This is a genomic window from Peribacillus deserti, from assembly GCF_002863585.1.
Taxonomy (GTDB): Bacteria; Bacillota; Bacilli; order Bacillales; family DSM-1321; genus Paraperibacillus; species Paraperibacillus deserti_A.
Map to the genome: position 1 here is coordinate 79,077 of NZ_PGUY01000002.1, position 20,242 is coordinate 99,318.

The window sequence follows — 20,242 nt, forward strand, 5'->3', positions numbered from 1 at the left end:
AACCCGCCCATACAGGCGGGTTTTTGTACGTTACCTTTAAACGGATCGATAAAGAAGATAAAAGGCAATGGCGGCTGCCAGATTGATCACAAAGGCAAGCAGTATGGCGGAATTCTGTTTCCGGTTTGAAATGAAAAAAACTAAAAGGGCGGTTAACCCTACTGTAAGAATAGGGTTAATTCCTAAACCTATAACCATTCCCCAAACAGTGCGGGCCGAATCAGCCTCTTGCGTTTTCTGATTAATAAACAAATTAATAATAAGAACCGTAAAGAGATTTAGCAGGGAAAAGAAATTAAACAGACCGAGTGGAATAGATGCGATGCTAACAGCAATCTTCATAAGATTATCCTTTTTACATATACTTTCTTTAATCTTTCTTTAATGGAAGAAGGAAAACCTTGTTGCTGTCCCGCTAAATTTTTCGACAAATTTCCGGGGAAATAAGCTAAGGGTAATTATCAGACTTTTAAAAAAACTTTGGGTTAGGCATGTCCCTATTGCGTAATTCGTGCATATATCTTAAACCAAGCTAATAAACTGTTACAAACCTTACAAAACTTATGAACAGAGAGTGTCTGAGGTGAGAAACCGCCCGATACACCCGTGTATTTAGCTGAGGATACATTTACTTGTTTTTAGGAAAACCACTAGTTTATATAAATAGCGACGATAACTCATTTCACACTTCTCACTTCAATTTAGGGAGGGCGAGTGGTGTGCACGATTACATCAAAGAAAGAACTATCAAGATAGGAAAGTATATCGTGGAGACAAGAAAAACGGTTCGCGTAATCGCGAAGGAGTTTGGTGTATCCAAAAGTACTGTCCACAAAGATCTTACAGAGAGACTTCCGGAAATAAGTCCGGAGCTGGCCAACGAAGTAAAGGATATCTTGGATTATCATAAATCCATCCGTCATCTAAGAGGCGGAGAAGCAACAAAAATGAAATACAAAAAGCCAGAGTTTGAAGAAGAAATAGTCAAATAACAAGAAGAAAAAGTGCCGGCATCGCTCGGCATTTTTATTTTGGGAAATAAGGACTGTCCCTGGCAGAAACCCAAGTAACTGTTAGGATTTGGGTCCTGGGAAATGGGGGACAGTCCCCACAGGTATGGTCCGAATGTTCTACTGGATGTCACATTTATTCGATACTTTTTTACTTCTTTTGTCGCCGTTGTGATAAAATAGTAAATTAGGACAGTGCTTGAAATATATAGAAGCCGAGTAAGTATTAAGGAGGATTATAGCGTAATGTTCGCAAGAGATATAGGTATCGATCTTGGGACTGCCAATGTACTCATACATGTGAAGGGCAAAGGGATCGTATTAAATGAACCGTCTGTAGTTGCCATAGATAAAAACACGAATCGTGTTCTTGCGGTAGGTGAAGAAGCAAGAAGAATGGTAGGGCGTACACCGGGAAATATTGTGGCGATCCGTCCGCTGAAAGATGGAGTAATCGCTGATTTTGACATCACTGAATCTATGCTAAAGCATTTTATAAATAAACTGAATGTAAAAGGTTTCTTATCTAAGCCCCGCATTTTAATTTGCTGCCCTACTAACATCACAAGTGTAGAGCAGAAGGCCATTAAAGAAGCTGCAGAAAAAAGCGGCGGTAAAAAGGTATACCTTGAAGAAGAACCTAAGGTTGCTGCCATTGGTGCAGGCATGGATATTTTCCAGCCAAGCGGCAATATGGTCGTTGATATTGGCGGAGGAACAACCGATGTTGCAGTTCTCTCAATGGGCGATATTGTAACTTCTTCATCCATAAAAATGGCCGGGGATAAATTTGACGCTGAAATCTTAAGCTTCATCAAACGCAAGTACAAGCTATTGATCGGTGAACGTACTTCGGAAGAAATAAAACTTAAAGTAGCGACAGTGTTCCCTGGATCGCGTCAGGAAGAAATCGATATCCGCGGCCGGGATATGGTTTCAGGTCTGCCAAGGACGATTACGGTAAGATCAGAAGAAATCAGCGGTGCTTTGAAAGAATCTGTCGCCTTAATCTTACAGGCAGCGAAAAGTGTACTTGAACGCACACCGCCTGAACTATCAGCAGATATCATTGACCGCGGGGTTATTTTAACGGGCGGGGGAGCATTGCTTCATGGAATGGATCAGCTGTTAGCGGAAGAATTAAAGGTACCCGTATTGATCGCGGAAAATCCAATGGATTGTGTGGCAATTGGTACAGGTATGATGCTCGATAACATGGATAAACTGCCAAAACGAAGATTCGTCGTATAAGAATGAGGGCCAAATAATGGCCCTTTTTATTTACCTGAATTCCTCTTCAATGAACTCCATTTGAAAAAATAAATCCTCATTTACCCAAAACATCTGAAAAAACAGTAAAATTCTTATGATGTGCAGCCGATAATTAACTTATAATTAAACTTATCTAGTCTATGGACGATTATATAAAAAATTCTCACTCTACATGAGGTGAATATATGCTAAGAGGCTTTTATACAGCTGCATCCGGCATGCTTTCCCAGCAGCGCAGGACAGAGATGCTTACAAATAATATATCCAATGCAAATACGCCGGGATACAAGGCGGACCAATCCTCCATGAGGGCATTCCCTAAGATGTTTTTAAACCGGATGGAAAGCCTGAATCTACCGGTAGAAAACAAACTCACCCTTCCAGTCAGCAAAAATATTGGCAGCCTCAGTACAGGGGTATATATGCAGGAATCCATGCCTGACTTTGGCCAGGGAGCTGTCACTGAAACCCAGAGAAGCACGGATATAGCGCTTCAGGATATCAACTCAGTGATTAATCCAGAAACAGGGCGTCCGGGAACGGCTTTGTTTACAATTTCGAATGCGGACGGTGAAATCAGATATACGCGAAGCGGCAATTTCTCACTCGATGCCGCCGGCTTTTTAACGACACCGGGCGGCCATTATATCCTGGATGATAACGGAAATCGCATTCAGCTGCAAAGCGAGAATTTTACAGTAGGCGAGGACGGTATGATTCAGGAGGGAAACCTGTCAGTCGCAAGACTCGGCATTGCTTATGCAGAAGATCCTAATGGCCTTGTAAAAGAAGGCGATGGCCTGTTCAGAGCGGAAGGCGGCCGGGAGATCCAGAGCGCATACGAAATGGAGAACCTCCCATTCAAGCTGCAGCAGGGCTTTATTGAGCAATCCAATGTAGATGCTTCTAAGACAATGACCGACATGCTGACAGCCTACCGAGCTTTTGAAGCAAACCAGAAAATCCTGCAGGCGTATGATAAAAGCATGGATAAAGCCGTCAATGAAATTGGACGGATCGGGTAAAGACGAACTTTTTGATGATGGCTTTCGGCTAAAATTTGCAGCGTGCCCTGTGGCATGAGGGGGAAAAAGCAGTTGAATAGAACAATGCTGACAGCAACAAATACATTAAGCCAGCTTCAGAAGAAGATGGATATCATAAGCAATAATATGAGCAATATAGATACAACAGGATTCAAACGGAAAGAAACCTACTTTAATGACCTGCTGGCCCAGGAATTCAAAAATCAGGGCCGGGATGATAAAGAAAAAGGCAGGCTTACACCGATTGGAATCCGTATCGGTACCGGGGCTAAGATCAGCCAGTCCCGGATGGTGCTGTCACAGGGCAGCTTGAAAACCACGGATCGGAACCTGGATCTAGCCCTGAAAAAGAGTGATCAATTCTTTAAAATACGAGGCGATCAAAATACCATTCAGTATACACGTGATGGTGCCTTTTACTTATCTCCAGCTGACGCGTCCGGCACTGCAATGGCGCTTGTAAATGGCAATGGGCAGGCGGTTCTGGATGAATCTGACCGACCTATTGTAATTAATGGCGATATCAGTAATCTCTCTTTTACAGAGAACGGCCAGCTGAGGGCTTCCACTGAAAATGGAGGAGTACAAACCTTTGAATTGGGTATAATTTCTGTAAAAAAACCCCAGTTTTTTGAACAGAAGGGTACAAATCTATACGCCCTGCCTGAGAGGCTAAATACACTTGAGGTCACAGAAGATGACGTGTTTACTAGATTAGATACCGGACTTAGAGGAAACATCTCCATGCAGCAGGGTGTGCTTGAGAATTCCAATGTCGAACTATCCAAGGAAATGACCGATCTCATGAACGTCCAAAGATCTTATCAATTCCAAGCTAGAACCATTACCATGGCTGACCAGATGGCGGGCCTTGTAAACGGCATCCGCTGATCGGCTTTAAAGAGCCGGCGATTCCCAGGAGAATAGCAATCCTTATTAACAAAAGCGTTCCAGACAGGTATAATAGACCGGAAAGCCGGATAAGAAGGAGAGGCACCAGAAGGATGGAACCAATGAGCGTTTCTAGAGAAGAATATCGCAAAGAAAAATCGAAAAAAGAAACAAAACCCAAAGCGGGCAGAAAAATTCGTGTCCGGCTCATCCCGATATGGCTCCGACTTATAATCATAACGGTGCTGATCGCGGTTTCCATCATTTCAGGAGCCATCGTGGGCTACAGTTTCCTGGGTGGCGGAAAGCCTGGGGATGTATTCAAAAAATCTACCTGGACCCATATCGGAGACCTGGTGAATAAAGGCGTGAAGTAAGGGAGAGGTTAAAAAGCCTCTCTATTTTTTATGGGTTTTGGTGTTTAGGATTAATTGGAGCCCTCAAAATAGCACCAAGACGAATTGTCCTGTAATATAGGATGCGACTATTACGTTACAAAAATAATCGTTATTGTATAATAGAGAAATGTGTACATAAAAAAGAGGGCGGTAATATGAAGAAGAAAACTTGGTTAAGCGTCGTAGGTTATGCGTTCAGCGGGATATTCGTGGCAGGAAGCTTAGCCGCTATCATTCTGATCGTCCATTTGTTTTTAGAAGATAAAGATACAAAGGAAGCAATGAATGATACAAATCAAACAAAAACGTTAGCGGAAAAAGAAGCACAGGCTCTAGATGCAATTGAAGAGAGCAAACAAGGAGAAGGCATAAAGGGATATGAAGATATAAGTGAGTTCGTTTCGGACTTCCACAGCTTCTACAATGAAACTACAGGATACGGGGCCATCGATTCCCTTGATTGGAAACTCCAAATGGAAAAAGCTAAAGAAGCTAAAACCTATCTCAATCACTATGGCGATAAAATCAGCAATGAAGCTTTAAAACGGGATTTTCGAGATATTCGTACTATGGCTGACGCGGTAATAAATGAAAAAGGAAATCAGGAAATGATTCAGAATCTTCACCGCTACTTTCACGATTTGGATATGGCCATAAACGATTATTCAAACACAACCGATATTTGGGGAGTAACTGAATTTTTCGGAACTGGCGAATAAAAAGTGAAATCCAAGAAGGGTGTAAGTGACGAGCTGTTTTAGCAGGCTCTTTTATTTTTTCAGTCTAACCATTTCTGGCTGATAAGCCCAGCCTCCACCCAATTTAGTACTAAGTCCTAAAACCAGTTTTTAGTTTCTCCTCCTTTCATGTTACTATAGAGAAAACACTAACAGTTGGAGGTTTCACTATGCTTGATGTAACGCAGATTAAAGAAATTATTCCGCACCGATATCCATTCCTTTTGGTAGATAAGATTATTGAGATGGAGGAAGGCAAAAGGGCGGTTGGGATTAAGAATGTGACGGCGAATGAGGAGTTTTTTAATGGCCATTTTCCGGATTATCCAGTAATGCCTGGTGTTTTGATTGTGGAGGCTCTTGCTCAGGTGGGTGCTACGGCTATGCTGATTAAAGAGGAAAATCGCGGGCGGCTTGCCTTTTTTGCCGGGATCGATGGCTGCCGTTTTAAAAAGCAGGTGAAGCCGGGGGATCAGCTGCACCTGGAGGTCGAAATCACACGTCTCCGCGGTCCGGTTGGCAAAGGCAAAGCTGTTGCCACCGTTGATGGGGAAGTGGCCTGTGAAGCCGAAATTACGTTCGCATTGGGAGAAAAGCAAGAATAAATTTTTATAAAAATTTTTCCAGAAATACTGTTTAGAAATGCTACTTTGGTGATATTATAGTAGTGTAGGTTAATAGCAAATTCATTTACTCAACATGAAAAAATATGGTCTGGTAAGCCATAGATTCTCCCAAAAAAAGAGCTGGTCTGCACTCGCAGATCAGCTTTTACTACTTTATAAAAGGAAAAAGGGAAGCGGCTGGTGCCTCTTCCCTTTTTCTTATTTAAGAGTTACTTTCAACTCATACGGTTTAACAGAAGAATTTCCAAAGTAGTCACGTACTTTGATATGGTAGGTCCCTTTTTTCAGCGTGCGGACAAGCGATTCATTGTCGCCTTCTGGGTAGTAATCGGCTTTATTCAGCAATTTGCCATTTTGGTAAAGGGACAGTGACATATCAGACTCAATGCCTGCAGTCAGGTCGATCTTAACAGATGTGTCCTTTTTAAGGGTAAGTACATACCAGTCCTCATCACCAAATTTAACGCCGGCATTTAAGTAGCCGCTCGCTTTAAACTCTTTGCTATTGACGGCTTTGAGTGCAATTGGTTTTGAAGGCTTGTTATTCTTCACAACAGATTTTGCATCTTCATCAGCGGTTTTGGCCGCTGCGACAGTTAAATTGTATGGCTCAAGGCTCAGTGTGCCTCCATCAATATAGTGGTCGAGCACAATAAAGTATTTCTTGCCTTTTACTGCATTGAATGAACCGTAAGTAGTTCCGGAGGCAGCACCCGCTTCAATTACAGAATAGTTTTCATAGTCCGCCTTGTCATACTTTCTGTTGCGGTTGACGTCTTCAATGATCACCGGTATTTTGTACACTTTATTGAACAATTCCTTTGGCAGTTTGGCCTGCAGCGCAGAACTTACTGTACCCTTTTCTGCCAGAACGCTGTATACGCCTGACTTGGCAGGGGAGAAGTAAAACGCATCCATATCTCCGGGCATAGCAAAATTCCCTGTCACTTTTCCGTTTGCCGGAAGATTTTTTGCCTGATTTTTCATAAGATCATTGTCTTCATACTTATCGGATTGATCCGCGTAAATGTATGATGAAGTAATGTTATATTTCTGGTAAGAGAAATCATTCTCAAACGGGTTGCTGCTGACCTGAATGAAATAGGTTTCGCCCTTTTTAAGTCCGGTTGTAATCTGGCTGTTTAATGCGCCCCATCCGGTCCAGTTAAAATTGTTTCCAACGGAATTCAGGAATGGAATTTCTCTTCCATCCTCCAGCTTCTCAGTTGTTAAACGCAGCACTTCAACTAAGAATGCCTGGCCGTTCACCTTAGGAGTATTGAACTTGTAAATACCGGATTTGTCAGCCTGGAAGGTGAAGATGTCGGAATCACCCCGGTGCTGCAGCGTGCCGGAAGCACCCTGGCCAAGCGTATACGGACGTGACATTTCTTTATACTGATTGACTCTTTGTTCGAAATACAAGATATCATCTTCCATATCATATATTCCGTCGCCATTTAAATCTCCATCTCCGCCTTCTTCACCTTCTTCGCCTTCTTCACCGCCTTCAAATGGGAAGCCGTCTTCGTCAGGTATGAACTCGGATGAAGTTAAGCTTAGAGTATAAGGAGTCAGGGATGATTCTGGACTCAGATTGCTCTCAAAAAGCGGACCAAAGAAGAAAAAGAAATTTTCCTCAGTCAATTCAGGCTTATTAGATACCTTCACTATATACTTAACGTCTTTTTCGCCTTTGAAGTATAGCGATTCTCCATCACCAGCGCCGCCGCGATTGCTTGAAAATTCGCCCGGCATCGCTTTTTCGCCATCGAGCATATTCTTCAGCAATTCTAATTTTTCCTCATCTGTCATCACCGGCTCTCCCGGCTCCTGAGGAGGGATCAGGGAATCTTCACGATATACATTAATCGAGCTGTTTACCCCGGCAACTCCCGACACTTTAAGATTAAATAACTTTTCACCATCTGCTTTGAAGGTGAAATAGTCATTATCAATCTTGTCAGATCCAATAAATGTATTCTCAGCATTACTGAATGGAACTTCTCCAATTTCAGTCATGTTTGTTAGTGTAGAGGCATCCTCAGGCAGTTCGGCTGCTTTCGTAACCTGTAGAGTGTATTGATTTTTCTTGGATGTGTCATACTGGCCGTTTACGTCTTTAACACCGATTGCCATGGTTCCAGTAAATGGTGCCTTGATCAGCTTCGCCTCACTTTTACCATTACGTACAGAATCGATCACAGAAGTCTGCGCCTGGTTTGTACCGAAAAATTTCAGTGTCAGCTTATGGTCATACTGTGCCGCTGATTTTAAGGCAGTCTGAATATACTCTCCTTCTTTTACTTCAAACTGAATCCAGTGCTGTTCGGAAGGCTGTGTGAAGGACTTTGTGATGGACAGCGGCTTTGCGGCTGAAACGGCGGCTGCCTCATTTATAATTTCTTTGTCGGTCCATTTCTTCGTAACGGCTTTCGGAACATTTTTTAGATTATATGATAGGGCGGAAACGGGATTCACAAGGCCGCTTCCGAACTTCGTATCGTAACCCTTCGCACCCAAATCCGAAGCGGTTCTCTTTAGGATGTACTCAACACTTGCAGGAGTAAGGGAAGGATTCTTTGCCAATATAAGTGAAGCGACGCCTGCCACGACAGGTGAGGCCATGGAAGTTCCGCTCATATTGCGGAAGCTTGATAATTTTTCTGGTTCATAAATGGAAGAATACACATCTTCTCCTGGAGCAACTATATCGACAGATGGTCCAAAGTTTGAATACGAAGAAAGGCTCTTCTTGCTGTTTATGGAGCCGACACTGATTACCCCTTCGTAGGAAGCCGGGTAGCTTGGCATGTCCCATGATTCATTACCTGCAGATGCTACTATTACAATTCCTTTGCTGATGGCTTTTTGAACCGTTTCCTCGAGAATTGGAGAAGGGGCATAACTACCGAGACTCATATTAATCACTTTGGCACCCTGTTCAATTGCCTTATCGATACCTTGAGCGATCGTATAGTCGTTAGTCCCCCAGCTTCTATTGAATACATCTATTGAAATGATATCCGCGTTAGGGTTAACTCCGTATCCGCCGACTCCATTATTTTTCTCACCTGCAATAATTCCCGAGACATGCGTACCATGGAATTCCGGCACACCAGGATTAGCGGGGTTTAAAATATTAAAACTGCTGATAACTTTATTTTTCAGCTCTGCATGCTTTATATCTACACCTTGATCAATAACAGCTACCTTAACCTTCCGATTTCCTGCAAGGGATTGGGCCTTGCTGATTTGCAGCATAGAATTTAAGTACTGCTTGGACGCTTTCGGATCTGGAGTGCCAAATGTTTGGAATAGAACGGATGGCTGCGCGGATATGATTGAAGAATTTTTTAGATATGCCTTCAGAGCTTTCTCCTGTGCCGCCTTATTTTTTACCTTTACCACCACATATTTAAGTGAGCTGTCCTGCCTGATAACAGTCGCACCCAGCAGGGAATGCTGTGTACGGGATATAGGTGTTTTATATTTAATGACAATCGTATCTTCACTGAATTGCGGCTTTTTCTCTTTCTGTGAGCCCATGCTATAGGAATCTGTAATCGATTTGAACTGACGGGTGTTTGGATCGTATTTTCCAGCAAGAACATTCTTAACTTGTTTTAAGTCCGACTGTAGGCTAGCATGGGCAGTTCCAGGCAGCAATAGTCCTGCGCAGACACCAAGGATAGCCATGTTCTTAACAAATTTTTTCATAATCTTCCCCCAAATTTTCATTTTGAAAACATAAAGTCTATGTAGGGTCCTAGATGTAATAGATGGACTCCTTTCTTTTTTTAAAAAATAAAAGCACACATAATAGACGAAACCTTTTGGAAAAAGTTTCATGTAATTTAAATTCTATATTCGTCTGGAAATTCCTGTATGTTTCTTTCGGCATTTTTTTACACAACGGGCTTTTTACTTCATATTTTTTTATCGAACCGGAAACGCTAAGGGAAGATTAATGGCGAAAGGAGGTACACGTATGTACAAAAAAATAATGGCAGTTCTGGGAGTGTCCGTTCTTACGGCTGTTCTTTTAGCAGGATGTAACAATAATGGAGACAGAAACCCGCCGCCTGAGGATAATAATAATGGCGTGGTCAATGACAGAGACCTTGATCGGAATAATAATAATCGGGAAGATGTGGATTTAAACGATACCGAAAATCTCAATAAAAATGATGTCAGAGACCAAGACAGGAACGATGATGACGGCCAGGTGCCGGGGGATGCGGACCCGACAGATAATAACCATAACAAAGATAATAACGGCAAAGACAATGATGATCCATTTGATACAAAATTCAACGACGAGAAGAAAAACAATGACCAAGTACCTGACAGCAGGTAAGTGAGCAGTACAGGGATTAAAAGCAATTTAGGGAATCTATATGAAAAAAACAGACCTTCTTTTCTTGAACTATAACCCGATTAATGGACACTAAATTAAAAGTGCCCCTTAATCGGGTTTTTCTATGTCGTCTGGAAGAAAACCCGTTTATAATAAAAGAATTATTGTGGACGGAGGATATCGTTATGAGTAAACAGCTATACTCGGATTATCAGATTAAAGAGCTAGAGAAGAACCCAAACATTTTGCGTGCTTCATCACAGGCTATTACTTATTCGCCTGAATTCAAAGTAAGGGCTGTAAAGGAATATCAAAGCGGAAAATTCCCTTCTCAGATTTTTATTGAGAATGGATTCAACTTAGATCTTATAGGTAAAACACAGCCGAAAAAGTGTCTACAGAGATGGAGAAAAACCTACGAAAAGCTGGGTGAATTGGGTCTTCAAACTGAACGTAGAGGAAAGGCAAGCACTGGTCGACCATTTTCTAAGGAATTATCCGTTGAGCAACAATTAAAAAAAGCTGAAGCAAGAATCAAGTTTTTAGAAGCCGAGAATGACTTATTAAAAAAGCTAGAGGAACTAGAGAGGCAGGCGTTGATGAAAAAACGTTACTAACACCATCAGAAAAATTCCAGCTTATTGAACGTACCATTCGTCAGTATCAATTAAAATATGTAGTGGATTACTTTTGTGAATTAGCAGGGGTTAGTAAAAGTGGATATTATGCTTGGATGAAGGCAGCCCCCATCCGCCAGTGTAAAGATTTAGAGGATGAAAGGGATATTGAACTCATTCAGTTTATCTTCCAACAAAAAAAGAAAAAAGTCGGGGCTCTTCAAATCAAAATGATTTTAGAAAATGATTATTTTGTTAAGATGAATCACAAGAAAATTAGAAGGTTAATGAAGAAATATCGTCTATTTACAAAGGTTAGAAAATCAAAGCCTTATAAAAAAATGGGAAAGCTACACAAGAACATCGTACATGCCCTAACCTGTTAAATCGTGAATTTAATCAAGGAGAGCCTGGAAAAGTATTATTAACGGATATTACGTACCTCTATTACGAGAACGGTCAAAAAGCCTATTTATCCTGCATTAAGGATGGAAGCACGAACGAAATACTGGCCCATTATTTATCCACGTCTTTAAAAATGAGTATTGTTTTTAAGACGCTAGAAAGACTTAAAGAAACTGTACAGAATCAGTTTCATCCGGAAGTCATCCTTCATTCAGACCAAGGTATGCATTACACGCATCCCCTCTTTCAAGAGAAAGTAAAGAAATTGGGTATCACTCAATCCATGTCCCGCAAGGGAAACTGTTGGGATAACGCTCCAATGGAATCTTTCTTTGGTCATTTTAAGGACGAGGTAGATGTTAAAGAATGTGCTACCTTAAGTGAATTAAAACAAATGGTGGATTCATATATCGAGGAGTATAATAATCATCGTTATCAATGGGGATTAAATAAAATGACCCCGGTACAATACCGGGATCATCTATTAACAGCATAGGCCCTTTTATTAAACTGTCCATTTTAGGGGTTACAGTTCATCTTAAGAAGGCCTGTTTTGCTTTATTTAATTACATGAACCTTTGTAACCGTAAAAAGACATGGCCGCTCACAGCAGCAGTTTAATCCCTTAAGGCTGCAATAACGGGCTTTGCATGAATTCTTAGTTTGAAGGCATCCAGCAGCTGGTCTCCCTGCAGGCCTTGATTGATCAGGTCCTCCAACAGGAGTTCCGCGTATTTATTCCTTCCCTTTTTGATCACTCCCTCTAGGAGAAGAATGATCGCGCCATCCACTTCGGCCGCAGAACACACGCTTGTTTCAAACAGCACAGGGTCATTTCCTTTTTTAGAAATAACGGCCATGACAAAAATCTTTCCATCAGCATTTACTTCCTTTTCAATAGACGCAAAAGATTCTTTGCTTATAAAAGCTTCAATAAGCCAACGACTCTGTTCATCTTCCTTATTGATAATCAACCCGTCTTCCAAGTTTACTGAAATTAATTTCTGCTCTTTAGTTACAAACTGAAGCGTCATTAATCTAAAGGTTTTCATCATTAGCCTCCATTTCGTGTAAAAGTCTGATGATACGGTGTAATCGAGCGAACGTAATTTTATCCATTATAGCATAAGAATTACAGGGCATGAAATGTCCTAGCGAATGTCGAAATGTTTTTGTAAAAAAAGCTCGAAACAATGAAAAAGGGATTTTTGAAGTCATCAGGTTTTGAAAAATGATTTTTCCCCTTATATAAAATCCGTATTTAAGGGCAGGATCCAGGGTTAATATGGCGTTAGTCCTATTTTACGTGAGTGGTGCCATTCTACTATGATAGACACACAACAGAGAAAGGAGGGAGGTACATGATCAATCAGGTAACCTTAGTCGGCAGGCTCACGAAGGATCCCGAGCTTCGGTATACGCCGGAAGGGAAAGCCGTATCTACAGTAGTATTAGCCGTAAACCGCAACTTTAAAAACGCACAGGGAGACTTCGAAGCAGACTTCGTCCACTGCATCCTCTGGAGAAAAACAGCCGAAAACACAACACAATTCTGCAAAAAAGGATCTGTCCTGGGAGTAACAGGCCGCATCCAGACCCGCAACTACAACAACCAAGAAGGCAAAAAAATCTACGTCACCGAAGTCATCGCCGAATCCGTCCGGTTCCTCGGCCCAAAACCAGCCTAACCTATGGGGACAGTCCCCCATTTCCCGGATTATTTCCCAAACGAGTGGGGACAGTCCCCGATTTCCCGATTATTTCCCAAGGAGGTGGAAACACATAGTGTGCCAAGATTGTAAGGAAAGTGCTGCCCGGATGAAGCGGGTGGAGGAACTGCTGACGGATTTGATTAAGTTCGTGGGCAGGACGAATATGAAAACGTTAACGGGTGCGGAACAGCTGCAAAGCTTCCATGCTCTGCTGGAGAAAGCTGAGACTGATATTGGACAGTTCAAATTTCAAAATCAGCATATAGAAGAACGGCTGGCCACACTGGAACACGCATACCTAAGAAAAAAGCTGAATCAGAGGATGTTTCTTGCGGAAGGAAGAATGAGCTATTCCGAGTTCGCAGGTTCTTTTGAAAATGCATAAGAAACAATGAGCGGCGTTAGCAAAGTATTTCGAAACCTATACAAACAGACTTGTAACCTCTGAGGAACATACTTTCAAAAGCAATTCAGAACCAGATCATGATCTCATCCAAACCTATTTTTCCCCGCAATTCCACGTAAGACAAAGCCTCGCTTTACTCCCCCAGAGAGAATGAATGATAACATCCATCCCCATTTGGACTGCTGCTATAGCAGTCCTTTCTTATGGTTATAAGGTCCTTCCTTAATTCGGCAGGTTTGTTAGTAGGTGTATCCGGGAATACGCATAATATCATCAAAGGAGGTAAGACTCATGAAAAAATTAATTTCTACGGCTATTAAATGGGCGCCTGTCGTGTACCCCATTGTAAAAAAAGTACTGGATCAGCGTAAGCAAGGTAAGATGGCTTCCTACAGAAAATAGTCAGCAGCCCATAATCAAACTCTCCTCATAAGAAGGGGAGTTTTTTTGCGTGCGGGAATGTGTCGAAAAAGAACAGCCAAAAACATTTGCTCATACACACGCATATGTGTTACATTATGTGTATGAAGGATTTGCCAATAGAGGAGGCGCACCATGTTAAGTACAAAAGAAATTAGTGAGATGTTAAATGTTTCTGAGGAAACGGTCCGCAGATGGATCCGCACTGGGGAGCTTGAAGCCACTCAAGACGGAAAAAGCTATGTAGTGGATGACAGTAAGCTGGAAGACTTTGTAGAAAAGAAATCTGCCATTCCCGGAACTTCGCTTTCCAAAATGCAGAACTTGATCGGACTGGTAGGATCTAATATCCTGGCAAACCAGAAGGCAAAGGATATGGCAGGACTTGGCGTGGAAATTCTAGCGAAGAGCCTTAGCAAAATCAAAAGCTCCGACTTTGGATACACACCGCCTGAGGAACCGACTCCTGAGGACTACGAAGAAAAAATCGAATCCCTGAAAAGACAAAAAAAGAAGCTGGAATTAGAATATCAGATGAAGCTTCTTGATATCGAGGATGAAATCGCTAAATATCAGCGATTGGCGAAATCATCTAACCAGTAATTATAACAACGCGAAGAAGCAGCCAGGACGAGGATTTCTGGCTGCTTTCTTTTGTACATTATTCAATCATAACTCCCCAGCCGTCCACGTAAACATTATAAGGGCTACTTAGGCTATCAAGCCGCTTTTGGATATTAACAATATCTTCGTTAAGAAGCAGGTTTACATAACAGAGACAAGTCCATTCTTCCGTTTCTTCATCTTGTTCCAGCTTGTAACTTACACCGTCTGCTTCTAATGCCTTTACAATAGATTCACCACTTTTCTTATCAGGAACCGCAATGAAAAAGTCTACATCCTGCGGTTTTTTAAAATCTACGCCTTGTTTATAAAGCATTTTTAATACTTGGCCAGCCTCGTAGTTAGGAAACTTCCTGCGGAATAAGTTCATTTCTGTAATGGTCACCTCTTTTAGCAAAGCTTTTTCATTACATGTTACCGTGTCCCTTCAAAAAAAGGGCCCTTTAACAAAAAAAGCCTATCCTAATCCGCCAAAGAAACGGACAATCAGACAGGCCTTATACAAATATAAATCTTCGTTATTTAAATGAAAAAATATTACTCTACGGTATTACTGAATTTTGTCCTTCATACCGGCCGATGAAGGACTTTTCGACAGGGTACTCGTTGGATTTAGTCCTTCATACCGCCGATGAAGGACTTTTCCGTAGGGTGCTCGTGGGATTAAGTCCTTCATACCGCCGATGAAGGACTTTTCCGTAGGGTGCTCGTTGGAATTAGTCCTTCATACCGCCGATGAAGGACTTTTCCCCAGGGCACACGTTGGAATTAGTCCTTCATAATGCCGGTGAAGGACTTTTCTGTAAGGTACACGTTGGATTTGGTCCTTCATACCGCCGATGAAGGACTTTTCTGTAGGGTGCACGTTGGAATTAGTCCTTCATAATGCCGATGAAGGACTTTTCTACAGGGTACACGTTGGATTTAGTCCTTCATACCGTCGATGAAGGACTTTTCTGTAGGGTACATGTTGGAATTAGTACTTCATACCGTCGATGAAGGACCTTTCTTTAGGGTACACGTTGGAATTAGTCCTTCATAACGCCGATGAGGGCGCACTCTGGATTTGGTCCTTCAACACCAATGAAGAAGTTTCTAAAAGGTACTCGCTAAGTTTTACGGTTCCTCCACCATATAAGGGACATCCCCTGATCTTTAAGATAAGGCTACCAAATCCAAAAGCTCTTTATCACTAAGCTCCGTCAGCCAGGTTTCGCCCTGCAATATTTCATCGTTCAATGCCTGCTTTTTATCAAGCATGGCATCAATTTTTTCTTCCAGCGTACCTGTGGACACAAGCTTGTGCACATGCACAAATTTCGTCTGGCCGATTCTGTAGGCACGGTCGGTTGCCTGATTCTCGACGGCAGGATTCCACCAGCGGTCATAATGGATCACGTGGTTGGCAGCCGTTAGGTTAAGGCCCGTTCCGCCGGCCTTCAAGGACAGGATAAAAATAGGGAATTTACCTTCCTGGAAATCAGCGATCAGTGTATCACGCTTGGCCTTTGACATGCTTCCGTTTAAGAAAGGCACCTCAAGCCCGAAACGCGCTTCCAGCAGGTTCTTCATCATTTCTCCCATCCCGATATACTGAGTGAAGATGAGGCAGCTTTCGCTCTGCTCCCGGACGGCATCTACCAGATCCAGCAGTTTCTCGAGCTTCCCGGAGCGCTCAGCCTCATTGTGTTCCACGCCTTCTTTTAAATAGAGGGCCGGGTGGTCACAAAGCTGCTTTAGCTTGCCGAGCAGGGACAAAATCAACCCTTTCCGCTCGAAAGCAGACAATTTCTCAATCTCTGAGAACGTATCCTTCACCAGCTGCTCATAAAGGGAAGCCTGTTCTCCAGTAAGCGGGACAAACTCCTTCTGCTCCAGCTTATCCGGCAGATTCAGCGCTACTTCTTTATCCTTTTTCGTTCGTCTCAGCAGGAATGGCTGAATTAAATTCTGAAGCTCTTTGATTTTACCCTTCTGCTGCTCGCGTTCGATGGCAGCCACATATTTTTCCTGGAACTGGCCAAGTGTGCCAAGATAGCCTTTGTTGATAAAATCAAAGATTGCCCACAGCTCGCTCAAACGGTTTTCCATCGGTGTTCCGGTTAAAGCGATATGATGGGTGCCCCGTAATCTTCTGACAGCCCTGGACTGCTTGGTGCCGGCGTTTTTAATATTCTGCGCCTCATCCAGGATGACGCTCGACCAGTGGGTCGACTCCAGTTCTTCAGAATCCTGATGGGTAATTCCGTAAGAAGTGAGCACAACATCGTATCCGGCAATAGTCTTGTAAAAATCCTCGCCTTTTGGCCGATTGCTGCCATAATGAAGATAGACCTTCAGATTCGGTGAGAACCGCTCCAGCTCTCTCTGCCAGTTGCCGAGCACGGACGTCGGACAGATGATCAGAGAGGTTTTCACAACAGACCTGCCGCCCACTTCCTCTTCACCGAGAACAACTTTTTCATTTTCTTCTTGTACTTTAAGCAAATAGGCAATAATCTGGACTGTTTTCCCAAGACCCATATCATCCGCAAGACAGGCGCCGAATCCATGCTCACGCAGGAAATACAGCCAGCTGAGACCCTGAATCTGATAGGGTCTTAAGGTACCCTGAAGCTCTTCTGAAGGATTGATCATCGGGATCGACTTAGTTTCTCTGAGAGAAGACATGAGTTTTCTTAATTCCTGGTTCAGCTCGAACTGAATTTTCAGCATTTCATTAGGATCATCGGTTTCCACGTCTTCGTCTTCTTCAGCACCAGATAGCTCCTGATGCAGCAGGTCGCTCAGCTGCAGTCCCTTTCGGTCCGCAGTTTTCATCATTTCCTGAATCTGGCGGATAAACGAAGGATCAAGCTTCACCCATTGTCCCTGAACGTAAATCAGCCGTCTTTTTTCCTCCACCATCTTCTGGAAGTCTTCTTCTGAAAAGTCCACTCCATTCATCGAAAAGCGCCAGTCAAAGTCCATCAGCGCCTGCAGTCCTACATAAGATGGACCCCTTGATGAAGGCGTGCTTTTTACGCGGGCCTTGATTCTAAAGGAAGCATCCCGGATCGCCTGCCACCAGGAAGGAAGCAGAATTTCCGCACCCAGAAAAATAAGTTTCTCACTCTCACTTGTTAAAAATTCCCATGCTTCACTTTCATCCAGTTCCCGTTTGAGGAAGTCCTCTTCTTGAAGAGAAGGGACGACGCCAGCCCAGCCTCTAACCTCTTCTTCAGCCTGCGGCAGGTAAGGCTGCCAGCTTTTTGGAGGCTTTTTACCTCTGCCTGTTCCCGGGAATGGAATAAGCACAGATTCATCTTTTTTCGATCTGAGCATCGTTTCAAGAATCCAGGGACCATCGCCATCAGGCGGCTCCGTGATTCGCAAACAGGTGGTGAATGGCTTTTCATCTACTTTTAGCTTTAGCCATTTCTGCCAGCGGTCCTCTGTAAAATATGCCTGCAGTTCGCTGGGTTCAAGGCGTGTTTCAGAGAATTCCAGAACCGTGCGTTTCCATCGGTCCTGGCTCATGGCATGCTTCGAGAGGTACTGGGAAGCGGCTGCATTATACCAGCTATCCAAAAACTCCTTGGTTTTCTGCTTCTCGGCTTTATTTGTAATCCCGATAGTGGCCTGGGGAATGTTGATATCTTCTTCCCAGAATTCAGCATCAAACTCCTCCAGCATCGTCTTCGGCAGGCTCCAGCCTTGTTCATCGCCTTGAAGGCGGGCAAAGTCGGGGACAGGCACGCCTTTTTCAAATCCATCAAGGAGAAGGTGTGCGGTTGATAAGCAGAAGCTTGCGAAATCGCTCCAATCCCACTCGACAAAGCTGTTGAACGTTTCCTTGCCGAAAACATTCAGGAGGCTCCATGCATCTACGGGAACTCCAGGCATTTTTTCAAAGCCTTTTGTATCCAGCATCGTTCCATAAAAGCTTGAAGCATCCCAGGTGAAAATGAGTTTTCTTAATGAATTCATGGAGATGTTATGATTATTTTCGTCTTTTCCTATGATGATAAAATGCCCGCTGTCATGCTGCTGGACATCTATATGAATTTTCGTTTTATTCAACATGAATCAGCTTACCCCTTTGCAATTCTTCCTGAAAGGCTCGTAAACGCTTAGTCGATACGGATAGATTTTCAATATATTCATCCCAACGGTTTTCCTGCTTTAACTTTTTATACAGTGCCTTAAGCTTTTTCAGATAACGGACAGCTGCTTTGTAGGCTTGTCTGTTTTTCTGCTCAAGGTTAGAGAGTACTGCATGATGATACAAAGGAAGAAGAAGGGAAGGCTCCTTTGCCTGTAAGATTTTTAAACTTTCATTTCCAGTCAGGGTGAGGGTTTCTCCGGAAAACATCTGAAGCTCCACCCATTTCTGATATTCCTCCCGGTCAAAAAGCACCCTAGAGTACTCATAGTAACTGTAGGGAAGAGTCTCCCGGTAAAATCTCTCGAGCAGATCACTCCGTTTGGTTTCCTGGCAGAACACCCGGATCGGCATGGAAAAGGTCCTGACAAAATCAGTTCTTTCATAATAGGAGACTAAAGCACTCAAGAAGGGATTCACCCGTTTGATCACGTGCTCAATGAAAAGAGCTGCACGTTTCTCATTGCCAGTTTCAATGGAATATTGGAGCCATGCGTATAAAAAGGGACTGGCTGAGGCCTGCAGCCCGCCAAGAAGCTCCATAGCCTGTTCGTCCTGATTTGTTAACAGTAATAAATGAATCAGCGCGATTTGGTAAGAGGCGGTCTGTGCCTCTGAATGCTTTTCATTCAGTGCTTCTTCAAGCCGCTTGATTTCCTTTGACCGCCAGGCGGATTTTTTTAATAAATATCTCCAGAGCGATCGGTAAAAGTCGACTCGTTCATATTGAAGAGATGAACCGCCTTCAAGCAGCTGCCAGGCTTCGTCTTTAATGCCTTCCAAAAATTCATCAAAAGCAAATGGCTGAGCCTGCCTCCCGATCGAGGGGATGATTTCCTGCAGCTCTTCGGCTGAATTGGAAGCCAGGTCATGGAAGAAGGACAGCGATACCTTCGGGCTTGGGTCTGATTTGATCAGCTTCAAGCAGTTAAGCAGCACCACATACAAAGATACAAAATCATACAGATGGCGCCATTCCCGTTCAATGGGGGCTTTTTCTTTCAATTTCTGGTTAAAGCTGCCCCACATCCGGTCCAGCATATATTCCGGCATTGTTTTATTTTTCAAGATGTAGCGGTCAAATGTTTTATCGATATAGCCTTTCCAGGAAGAAAAGCTTCTTTTGAACGTTTTTTTCTGTTCCAGCACATCTCTTGCGCTGGTGAGAGCAAGTGTTTCTTCTTCTATAGGAGCTTCGGCCTCCTCCTGTTTGCTTTTCCAGCGGTCAATCCACAGGCGCACGCTTGCCCTCTTGGAATAAGCAGCAAGGAACACTGCGATCTGGTGTCGGCACATCAATCCATCATCACAGGAACATGAGCTGTTTGCAGGATTATTCATATCAAAAACAACCTTGGCTGGAACCAGATCCTGAACGGTTGCCGTCACATGATCCTCATAATCTGCAAGCCGATAAACAAGCCCCTGTGTATACAGCGAAAACCCCTGCTGAACAGAGACCTGAACAACCTCATCGTGAGGATTCAAAACCTCAAGCAAAGCCTCCCCAACATGCAAAACCTCCAAACTAAAACCCCCTGACAGACAGCACCCTTTGTGGGGACTGTCCCTTA

At 43.1% G+C, this 20,242-nt stretch carries 17 protein-coding genes and 2 pseudogenes; 13 read left to right on the top strand and 6 right to left on the bottom strand.

Annotated features, from left to right (window positions below; translation table 11 throughout):
• Positions 1–36: 36 nt before the first annotated feature.
• Entirely contained in the window at positions 37–342 is a 306-nt protein-coding gene (locus tag CUU66_RS00725; protein WP_101639770.1) for a hypothetical protein, read from the bottom strand.
• Positions 343–719: 377 nt separating this feature from the next.
• Between CUU66_RS00725 and spoIIID the strand changes: the two genes are divergently transcribed.
• The 7 genes from spoIIID (at position 720) to fabZ (ending at position 5,959) form a co-directional block, all read left to right on the top strand.
• Entirely contained in the window at positions 720–992 is a 273-nt protein-coding gene (gene spoIIID, locus CUU66_RS00730) for a sporulation transcriptional regulator SpoIIID (RefSeq protein WP_101639771.1), read from the top strand.
• Positions 993–1,256: 264 nt separating this feature from the next.
• The gene (locus tag CUU66_RS00735; protein ID WP_101639772.1) at positions 1,257–2,261 is read left to right on the top strand and encodes a rod shape-determining protein; all 1,005 of its coding nucleotides are present in this window, start codon (positions 1,257–1,259) and stop codon (positions 2,259–2,261) included.
• Positions 2,262–2,467: 206 nt separating this feature from the next.
• The gene (locus CUU66_RS00740) at positions 2,468–3,307 is read left to right on the top strand and encodes a flagellar hook-basal body protein (RefSeq protein ID WP_101639773.1); all 840 of its coding nucleotides are present in this window, start codon (positions 2,468–2,470) and stop codon (positions 3,305–3,307) included.
• Between the two features lie 72 nt (positions 3,308–3,379).
• A complete protein-coding gene (locus CUU66_RS00745; RefSeq protein WP_101639774.1) occupies positions 3,380–4,219 on the top strand; it encodes a flagellar hook-basal body protein in 840 nt (279 codons plus the stop codon).
• A 122-nt stretch (positions 4,220–4,341) separates the two neighbouring features.
• Complete coding sequence (locus CUU66_RS00750; RefSeq protein ID WP_257967859.1) at positions 4,342–4,596, top strand: DNA-directed RNA polymerase subunit beta; 255 nt, start codon at positions 4,342–4,344, stop codon at positions 4,594–4,596.
• 176 nt (positions 4,597–4,772) lie between these two features.
• On the top strand, positions 4,773–5,336 hold the full coding sequence (locus CUU66_RS00755; RefSeq protein ID WP_101639776.1) for a hypothetical protein: 564 nt from the start codon (positions 4,773–4,775) through the stop codon (positions 5,334–5,336).
• 188 nt (positions 5,337–5,524) lie between these two features.
• Entirely contained in the window at positions 5,525–5,959 is a 435-nt protein-coding gene (gene fabZ / locus CUU66_RS00760) for a 3-hydroxyacyl-ACP dehydratase FabZ (protein WP_101639777.1), read from the top strand.
• Between the two features lie 219 nt (positions 5,960–6,178).
• On the opposite strand, the gene CUU66_RS00765 is transcribed toward fabZ, so the two are convergent.
• The gene (locus CUU66_RS00765) at positions 6,179–9,700 is read right to left on the bottom strand and encodes a S8 family serine peptidase (protein WP_180955097.1); all 3,522 of its coding nucleotides are present in this window, start codon (positions 9,698–9,700) and stop codon (positions 6,179–6,181) included.
• 271 nt (positions 9,701–9,971) lie between these two features.
• Between CUU66_RS00765 and CUU66_RS00770 the strand changes: the two genes are divergently transcribed.
• Both CUU66_RS00770 and CUU66_RS00775 read left to right on the top strand, forming a co-directional pair.
• Positions 9,972–10,340 carry a hypothetical protein gene (locus CUU66_RS00770; RefSeq protein WP_101639779.1) on the top strand — a complete coding sequence of 123 codons (369 nt, stop codon included), beginning with the start codon at positions 9,972–9,974 and terminating at the stop codon, positions 10,338–10,340.
• A gap of 185 nt (positions 10,341–10,525) precedes the next feature.
• Positions 10,526–11,858, top strand: a pseudogene (locus tag CUU66_RS00775) (IS3 family transposase).
• 121 nt (positions 11,859–11,979) lie between these two features.
• Here the strand turns inward: CUU66_RS00775 and CUU66_RS00780 are convergent.
• On the bottom strand, positions 11,980–12,414 hold the full coding sequence (locus CUU66_RS00780) for a YwpF family protein (protein WP_180955098.1): 435 nt from the start codon (positions 12,412–12,414) through the stop codon (positions 11,980–11,982).
• 309 nt (positions 12,415–12,723) lie between these two features.
• Between CUU66_RS00780 and ssb the strand changes: the two genes are divergently transcribed.
• The 4 genes and pseudogenes from ssb to CUU66_RS00795 all read left to right on the top strand — a co-directional run.
• Entirely contained in the window at positions 12,724–13,050 is a 327-nt protein-coding gene (ssb, locus tag CUU66_RS00785) for a single-stranded DNA-binding protein (protein ID WP_101639781.1), read from the top strand.
• A gap of 97 nt (positions 13,051–13,147) precedes the next feature.
• Positions 13,148–13,459, top strand: a complete 312-nt coding sequence (locus CUU66_RS00790) for a hypothetical protein (RefSeq protein ID WP_101639782.1) — start codon at positions 13,148–13,150, stop codon at positions 13,457–13,459.
• A 312-nt stretch (positions 13,460–13,771) separates the two neighbouring features.
• Positions 13,772–13,882, top strand: a complete 111-nt coding sequence (locus CUU66_RS24645; protein ID WP_257967860.1) for a hypothetical protein — start codon at positions 13,772–13,774, stop codon at positions 13,880–13,882.
• 150 nt (positions 13,883–14,032) lie between these two features.
• A pseudogene (locus CUU66_RS00795) lies at positions 14,033–14,503 on the top strand (helix-turn-helix domain-containing protein); the annotation flags it as partial.
• A 58-nt stretch (positions 14,504–14,561) separates the two neighbouring features.
• Here the strand turns inward: CUU66_RS00795 and CUU66_RS00800 are convergent.
• The 3 genes from CUU66_RS00800 to CUU66_RS00810 all read right to left on the bottom strand — a co-directional run bounded on the left by CUU66_RS00800 (position 14,562) and on the right by CUU66_RS00810 (position 20,195).
• Positions 14,562–14,894, bottom strand: coding sequence for a ribonuclease E inhibitor RraB (locus CUU66_RS00800; RefSeq protein WP_101639784.1), 333 nt, complete (start codon positions 14,892–14,894; stop codon positions 14,562–14,564).
• Between the two features lie 785 nt (positions 14,895–15,679).
• Entirely contained in the window at positions 15,680–18,589 is a 2,910-nt protein-coding gene (locus CUU66_RS00805; RefSeq protein WP_101639785.1) for a DEAD/DEAH box helicase, read from the bottom strand.
• Positions 18,579–20,195 carry an SWIM zinc finger family protein gene (locus tag CUU66_RS00810; RefSeq protein ID WP_101639786.1) on the bottom strand — a complete coding sequence of 539 codons (1,617 nt, stop codon included), beginning with the start codon at positions 20,193–20,195 and terminating at the stop codon, positions 18,579–18,581. Before CUU66_RS00810 ends, CUU66_RS00805 begins: the two co-directional genes overlap by 11 nt.
• Between the last annotated feature and the right edge of the window lie 47 nt (positions 20,196–20,242).